The sequence below is a fragment of the Pseudomonas sp. NPDC096950 genome, assembly GCF_044762525.1.
Taxonomy (GTDB): domain Bacteria; phylum Pseudomonadota; class Gammaproteobacteria; order Pseudomonadales; family Pseudomonadaceae; genus Aquipseudomonas.
The window spans coordinates 197608-204747 of record NZ_JBIWEL010000012.1; the positions used below are offsets into that span (position 1 = coordinate 197608).

At 60.9% G+C, this 7140-nt stretch carries 7 protein-coding genes; 6 read left to right on the forward strand and 1 reads right to left on the reverse strand.

Annotated elements, in window-relative coordinates; all coding sequences use genetic code 11:
* Window positions 1-6 precede the first annotated feature (6 nt).
* Window positions 7-1572: a methyl-accepting chemotaxis protein gene (locus ACIQY3_RS19640; protein ID WP_403022322.1), complete on the forward strand. Its 1566-nt coding sequence runs from the start codon at window positions 7-9 to the stop codon at window positions 1570-1572.
* A 259-nt stretch (window positions 1573-1831) separates the two neighbouring features.
* On the opposite strand, the gene ACIQY3_RS19645 is transcribed toward ACIQY3_RS19640, so the two are convergent.
* A complete protein-coding gene (locus tag ACIQY3_RS19645) occupies window positions 1832-2509 on the reverse strand; it encodes an alpha/beta family hydrolase (RefSeq protein ID WP_403022324.1) in 678 nt (225 codons plus the stop codon).
* A gap of 108 nt (window positions 2510-2617) precedes the next feature.
* Between ACIQY3_RS19645 and ccoN the strand changes: the two genes are divergently transcribed.
* The 5 genes from ccoN to ACIQY3_RS19670 form a co-directional block, all read left to right on the forward strand.
* Complete coding sequence (gene ccoN, locus ACIQY3_RS19650; RefSeq protein WP_163909227.1) at window positions 2618-4042, forward strand: cytochrome-c oxidase, cbb3-type subunit I; 1425 nt, start codon at window positions 2618-2620, stop codon at window positions 4040-4042.
* 10 nt (window positions 4043-4052) lie between these two features.
* On the forward strand, window positions 4053-4661 hold the full coding sequence (ccoO, locus tag ACIQY3_RS19655; RefSeq protein ID WP_123512214.1) for a cytochrome-c oxidase, cbb3-type subunit II: 609 nt from the start codon (window positions 4053-4055) through the stop codon (window positions 4659-4661).
* Window positions 4662-4666: 5 nt separating this feature from the next.
* A complete protein-coding gene (locus tag ACIQY3_RS19660; RefSeq protein ID WP_403022327.1) occupies window positions 4667-4867 on the forward strand; it encodes a cbb3-type cytochrome oxidase subunit 3 in 201 nt (66 codons plus the stop codon).
* Window positions 4864-5817: a cytochrome-c oxidase, cbb3-type subunit III gene (gene ccoP, locus ACIQY3_RS19665; RefSeq protein ID WP_403022329.1), complete on the forward strand. Its 954-nt coding sequence runs from the start codon at window positions 4864-4866 to the stop codon at window positions 5815-5817. The genes ACIQY3_RS19660 and ccoP overlap by 4 nt, the downstream gene beginning before the upstream one ends.
* A gap of 481 nt (window positions 5818-6298) precedes the next feature.
* On the forward strand, window positions 6299-7140 hold an 842-nt coding region (locus ACIQY3_RS19670; protein ID WP_403022331.1), incomplete at its 3' end, for a cbb3-type cytochrome c oxidase subunit I.

The following is a 7140-nucleotide window of genomic DNA, read 5'->3' on the forward strand; positions in this document are numbered from 1 at the left end:
ATAGCCATGCGTAACAACCAACCCATTACACAACGCGAACGGACCTTCCCGGCTCAGCAACGGTTGATCTCCACAACCGACGCCAAAGGCGTGATCACTTACTGCAACGATGCTTTCGTCGAAATCAGTGGGTTTTCCCGTGAAGAGCTGATCCGTGCGCCGCACAACCTGGTGCGTCACCCTGACGTCCCGGCAGCGGTCTTCGCGCACATGTGGGGTACTTTGAAACAAGGCTTGCCATGGATGGGCATTGTCAAGAATCGCTGCAAGACCGGTGATCACTACTGGGTCAACGCCTACGTCACACCGGTTTTCGAAGGCAATCAGGTGGTCGGTTACGAGTCGGTGCGGATCAAACCCACCGCCGAACAGATCCGCCGGGCCGAAGCGCTCTACCAACGCATCAACCAGGGCAAGTCGGCGATTCCTTCGACAGACAAATGGCTGCCGGTCCTGCAGGACTGGGTGCCGTTTATTCTGGTCAGCCAACTGAGCTTCATGATCGGTGCATCGCTCAATTCCCAATGGGGTTTTGCCTTGGCCGCCGGTCTTTCAGTGCCGCTGGGCCTGCTGGGTCTAAGCTGGCAACAGCGCGGCCTCAAGCGCCTGCTGATCCTGGCCGGGCAAACCACGTCGGACCCGCTGATCGCCCAGATGTACACCGACAGCCGGGGCGCCCAGGCGCGTCTGGAGATGTCGATCCTCAGCCAGGAAGCCCGCCTGAAAACCTGCCTGACCCGCCTGCAGGACACCGCCGAGCACCTGACCGAGCAAGCGAAGCAGTCCGACACCCTGGCCCACAACAGCTCCAATGGGTTGGAGCGTCAACGGGTCGAAACCGAACAAGTGGCCACTGCGGTCAACCAGATGGCGGCCACCACCCAGGAAGTCGCCAGCCACGTGCAACGCACCGCTGACGCCACCCAGGAAGCCAATCGCCTGACCAGTCGTGGCCGCGACATCGCCGGGGAAACCCGCGAAGCCATCCAGCGCCTGTCGGTGGTGGTCGGTGAAACCGGTCTGACCGTGACGCAACTGGCCAAGGACAGCGACGAAATCGGTGGCGTGGTCGATGTGATCAAAGGCATCGCCGACCAGACCAACCTGCTGGCACTCAACGCCGCCATCGAAGCGGCACGCGCCGGTGAGATGGGCCGTGGTTTCGCGGTCGTGGCGGACGAAGTGCGACAACTGGCGCAACGCACCAGCGAGTCTACCGGGCAGATCCATGCCCTGATCGCCAAGCTGCAACAGACCGCCAACACAGCCGTGCAGACCATGGACGCCGGGCATCGCCAGGCCGAAGAAGGTGTGGCGCGGGTATTGGAAGCGGACCAGGCACTGATCGGCATCAGCGAAGCGGTGGCCCACATTACCGACATGACCACGCAGATTGCTGCGGCGACTGAAGAGCAAAGCTCGGTGGCCGAAGAAATCAGCCGCAACATCAGCAACATCTCGCAACTGGCGGACCAGACCTCGGAACAGGCGCAACACTCGGCGTTGCTGAGTGAAGAACTGACCAAGACTGCGAGCACCCAGTACTCGTTGGTGGAGCGGTTTAACCGCTGATTGATGCGCCTCTCTGGAGGCGGACGCGGAGCGTCCCTGGCGGCATTCCCACGCAGAGCGTGGGAACGATCAACCCGGATTGCGAAAGCTTCCGGGTTTTTTATGGCCACTTTGAAAGTGAGAGGGCCTGTGCGGGCCTCTTCGCGGGCAAGCCCGCTCCCACATTTTGATCTGAGGTGTGAATGGGATCTTTATTCGCCGCAACCCCCTGTGGGAGCGGGCTTGCTCGCGAAGAGGCCCTGACTGCCACCGCAAACCGCTACTGAAGAAACCCGGCCACCTTCCCCGCCGCAGCCGCCAGATGCTGCTCATGGCTAAACCCGGACGCCTTCAACGGCTTCAAATCATGATCCCCCGCCACCAGCCAGAACACCTCGATACTCGGCGACAACGCATAAGCCTCGACGGCCTCCCGATTCCCCAGCGCATCCCGCTCACCCTGCACGATCAACGTGAGGGTCTTCAGCCCGGCCAGATGCTCGACCCGTGGCTTCTCCGGTTTACCCACCGCGTAGAACGGATAGCCCAAGCACACCAGCGCATCCGCACCCAATTCATCCGCCAGCAAACTGGCCATCCGTCCGCCCATGGACTTGCCGCCAATGGCCAAACGCCCAGTGACATGGCGTCGCACCTTGGCATACACCTCACGCCAGCATTCGAGCAGTTTCGGTGCCGGATTCGGTGGGCGTTTACCGCCGTCGAGGCGCCGTTGCGCCATGTAGGGAAACTCGAAGCGCAACACGTTGACGCCCTGTGCGGCAAGGCGCGCGGCCATGTCGTTCATCCAGCCGCTGTCCATCGGTGCGCCGGCGCCGTGGGCGAGGATCAGCGTCGTCGATGACGGCCCGGAAGCCGCATCCCACAACCAGCCATGTTCGGCCACGCACTGCGCCCATTGATCCCCGTCAATACTGGCCTTGTGCTCTTTGTCCATGCTTGCCTCGCTTTTAGTCTGCCTATAACTCCAGGCGAAGGGAGCGCCTGCCTTGCGGCTTACTCGCAAGACAGGCCTTCACTTCGGCTGAACCGTGGATGGGGAACCATGAACACTTCTATCAGTACCGCCTACAACTACAAGGTGGTCCGCCAATTCGCCATTATGACGGTGGTGTGGGGCATCGTCGGCATGGGCCTCGGGGTTTTTCTCGCAGCTCAATTGGTCTGGCCCGAACTCAACTTTAATTTGCCGTGGACCAGTTTCGGCCGCCTGCGCCCGTTGCACACCAACGCGGTGATCTTCGCCTTCGGCGGCTGCGCCCTGTTCGCCAGTTCGTTCTATTCGGTGCAGCGCACCTGCCAGACCCAACTGTTTGCGCCGAAAATCGCCCAATTCTGCTTCTGGGGCTGGCAACTGGTGATTGTCCTGGCGGCCGTCAGCCTGCCGCTGGGCTACACCAGTTCCAAGGAATACGCCGAGCTGGAATGGCCGATCGACATCCTGATCACCATCGTCTGGGTCGCCTACGCCATCGTGTTCTTCGGCACACTGGCCAAGCGCAAGACCAAGCACATCTACGTCGGCAACTGGTTCTTCGGTGCGTTCATCGTCACCGTGGCGATCCTGCACATCGTCAACAACCTGGAAATCCCGGTCAGCCTGACCAAGTCCTACTCGCTGTACGGCGGCGCGACTGACGCCATGGTGCAGTGGTGGTACGGCCACAACGCGGTGGGTTTCTTCCTGACTGCCGGGTTCCTCGGGATGATGTATTACTTCGTGCCGAAACAGGCCGAGCGCCCGGTGTATTCGTATCGCTTGTCGATCGTGCACTTCTGGGCCCTGATCACGCTGTACATCTGGGCCGGCCCGCACCACTTGCACTACACCGCGCTGCCGGACTGGGCACAATCCCTGGGCATGGTGATGTCGCTGATCCTGCTGGCGCCAAGCTGGGGCGGGATGATCAACGGGATGATGACGCTCTCGGGAGCCTGGCATAAGTTGCGCAGCGACCCGATCCTGCGCTTCCTCGTGGTCTCCCTGGCGTTCTACGGCATGTCGACCTTCGAAGGGCCGATGATGGCGATCAAGACCGTGAACGCCCTCTCCCACTACACCGACTGGACCATCGGCCATGTTCACGCCGGCGCGCTCGGCTGGGTGGCGATGATTTCCATCGGCGCGCTGTACCACATGATCCCGAAAATCTTCGGTCGCCCGCAGATGCACAGCCTCGGCCTGATCAACGCGCACTTCTGGCTCGCGACCATCGGCACCGTGCTCTACATCGCGTCGATGTGGGTCAACGGCATCGCCCAGGGCCTCATGTGGCGCGCTGTCAACGAAGACGGCACGCTGACCTACTCCTTCGTCGAAACCCTGGTGGCCAGCCACCCAGGCTTCGTCGTGCGGCTGGTGGGCGGTGCGATCTTCTTCAGCGGCATGTTGCTGATGGCCTACAACACCTGGCGCACCGTGCGGGCCTCGCAGCCTGCCGAAGCCGCCGCTGCCGCGCAGATGGCCTGAGGAGTTCGCCATGAAACACGAAACAATCGAGAAAAACGTAGGCCTGCTGCTGTTGCTGATGGTCCTGGCCGTGAGCATCGGCGGTCTGACCCAGATCGTCCCGCTGTTCTTCCAGGACGTGACCAATAAACCGGTGGAAGGCATGAAGCCCTATACCGCACTGCAACTGGAAGGTCGCGACATTTACATCCGCGAAGGCTGCGTCGGTTGCCACTCGCAGATGATCCGACCGTTTCGCGCCGAGACCGAACGCTACGGGCACTACTCGGTGGCCGGCGAAAGCGTCTGGGATCACCCGTTCCTGTGGGGCTCCAAGCGCACCGGGCCGGACCTGGCCCGGGTCGGCGGTCGCTACTCCGAAGACTGGCACCGCGCGCACTTGTACAACCCGCGCAACGTGGTGCCGGAATCGAAAATGCCCGGCTACCCATGGCTGGTGGCCAATCAACTCGACAGCAGCCACACCGAAACCAAGATCAAGGCCATGCGCACCCTCGGCGTGCCGTACAGCGACGACGACATCAGCGGTGCCGTCGCCTCGCTCAAGGGCAAGACCGAAATGGACGCACTGGTCGCCTACCTGCAAGTGCTCGGCACTGCCATCAAGAGCAAGAGGTGAGCGCCATGGTCTTTGAAATGAGCAGTGGAATGATCCGCGGCCTGGGCACGGTCGTGGTGTTTGTGGCTTTCGTCGGCCTGGCGTTATGGGTGTTCAACGGCAAGCGCAGCCCGGAATTCGCCGAAGCGCGTTTGCTGCCTTTCGCCGATGAACCGCTCCCCGACGACGCCACCCAAGAACCTGAAACAAGGAGTACCCGGCCATGACCACCTTCTGGAGTACGTGGATCTGCGTACTGACCATCGGCAGCCTGATCGGCCTGACCTGGCTGCTGGTCGGCACCCGCAAGGGCGAGACCAAGGGCAGCGTCGACCAGACCATGGGCCACAGCTTCGACGGCATCGAGGAGTACGACAACCCGCTGCCGCAGTGGTGGTTCATGCTGTTCGCCGGCACGCTGGTGTTTGCCGTGGGTTACCTGGTGCTGTATCCGGGCCTGGGTAACTGGAAAGGCATCCTGCCGGGTTACGAGGACGGCTGGACCGGCGTTCACGAGTGGGAAAAGGAGATGAACAAGGCTGACGCCAGGTTCGGCCCGATCTTCGCCAAGTTCGCCGCCATGCCGGTGGAAGAAGTGGCCAAGGACCCGCAAGCGCTGAAAATGGGCGGTCGCCTGTTTGCTTCCAATTGCGCGGTGTGCCACGGCTCGGATGCCAAGGGCGCCTTCGGCTTTCCGAACCTGGCAGACAGTGACTGGCGCTGGGGCGGCGATGCCGACATGATCAAAACCACGATCATGGGCGGGCGCATGGCAGCGATGCCGGCCTGGGGCGAGATCCTCGGTGAGGCTGGCGTGAAAAACGTCGCCGCGTATGTACGTCACGAACTGGCCGGCCTGCCCCTGCCCGCCGACAGCAACGCCGACGTGCAAGCCGGACAGCAATTGTTCAGCACCACGTGCGTAGCCTGTCATGGGGCAAACGGCCAAGGCACTGAAGCCATGGGCGCGCCGAACCTGACGCACCCGGCCGGATTTATCTACGGTTCAAGCCTGGCGCAACTGCAACAAACCATACGTCATGGCCGCCAGGGCCATATGCCGGCGCAGAACGAATTGCTCGGCAACGATAAGGTGCAACTGCTGGCGGCTTACGTTTTCAGCTTGTCCCACGGTGTCAGCACCGAGCGTTTGCAGGCTGAAGGCAAAAGCGAATAATTCTTGACCGCTCTGCTGCCGCATTCTCCCGGATGCGGCAGTTCCCCGCTTCTTTGCGACCCATTGTCGCACCCTCCTTCAGTCTCCCTTTCGGTTCCCCGGAATCGGGTCTACGCTTGCTCGATGCGGACTGGCAAAGTACCGGTTCCAGGTCGACCTTAGCCGATGTGTTCGACGAATCTGCTCGATGACAGGCCGCAAAGGCTGGTAGATACCGGCTGTCGTGCAAATTGCCTTCTGTCACCCGAACCTTGCGTTTGAACATACCCCGTTACAACTGACCTGAACCCCTCGCCTTTTTCTTCCGCTGCGACATTTTGTCCGAGGGCAATTATGTCCTTACGCGGCGCATGGAAAGGCCGCAGAATCAGCTTCTGAAAGCATTGACCCAGGTCATGGTGCGTTGCAATGCCCCCCTGCTTTCTACATACTTGCGGCCGATTTTTATCCTAATAAAACACCCAAACCGTGGAACCTTAGAATGAGCACAGCAATCAGTCCGACTGCTTATAACTATAAGGTAGTCCGCCAGTTCGCCATCATGACGGTGGTCTGGGGGATCCTTGGCATGGGGCTTGGTGTCTTCATCGCCTCACAGCTTGTATGGCCGGAATTGAACTTCGGTCTGCCGTGGACGACTTTTGGACGCTTACGCCCGTTGCACACCAACCTGGTGATTTTCGCCTTCGGTGGTTGTGCACTGTTTGCCACTTCTTATTATGTCGTGCAGCGAACCTGCCAAACGCGACTGATTTCCGACAGCCTCGCGGCCTTCCACTTCTGGGGTTGGCAAGCGGTGATCATCGGCGCGATCGTGACCTTGCCGCTGGGTTACACCACCACCAAGGAATACGCCGAACTGGAATGGCCACTGGCTATTCTGCTGGCCATTGTCTGGGTCGTTTACGGTCTGGTGTTCTTCGGCACCATCGTCAAGCGCAAGACCAAGCACATCTATGTGGGCAACTGGTTCTACGGTGCCTTCATCGTCGTGACCGCGATGCTGCACATCGTCAACCACATGTCGCTGCCGGTCAGCCTGTTCAAGTCCTACTCGGCCTACTCGGGTGCGACGGACGCGATGATCCAGTGGTGGTACGGCCACAACGCGGTGGGTTTCTTCCTGACCACCGGCTTCCTGGGGATGATGTACTACTTCGTTCCGAAGCAGGCCGAACGTCCGATCTACTCCTATCGCCTGTCCATCGTGCACTTCTGGGCGCTGATCACCCTGTACATCTGGGCCGGTCCGCACCACTTGCACTACACCGCTCTGCCGGACTGGGCGCAGTCCCTGGGCATGGCGATGTCGATCATCCTGCT

What these genes read in the sequence shown, in the direction of transcription:
- ACIQY3_RS19640 (WP_403022322.1), top strand. Translation starts at nt 7, where the DNA reads ATGCGTAACAACCAACCCATTACACAACGCGAACGGACCTTCCCGGCT.
- ACIQY3_RS19645 (WP_403022324.1), bottom strand. Translation starts at nt 2,509, where the DNA reads ATGGACAAAGAGCACAAGGCCAGTATTGACGGGGATCAATGGGCGCAG.
- ccoN (WP_163909227.1), top strand. Translation starts at nt 2,618, where the DNA reads ATGAACACTTCTATCAGTACCGCCTACAACTACAAGGTGGTCCGCCAA.
- ccoO (WP_123512214.1), top strand. Translation starts at nt 4,053, where the DNA reads ATGAAACACGAAACAATCGAGAAAAACGTAGGCCTGCTGCTGTTGCTG.
- ACIQY3_RS19660 (WP_403022327.1), top strand. Translation starts at nt 4,667, where the DNA reads ATGGTCTTTGAAATGAGCAGTGGAATGATCCGCGGCCTGGGCACGGTC.
- ccoP (WP_403022329.1), top strand. Translation starts at nt 4,864, where the DNA reads ATGACCACCTTCTGGAGTACGTGGATCTGCGTACTGACCATCGGCAGC.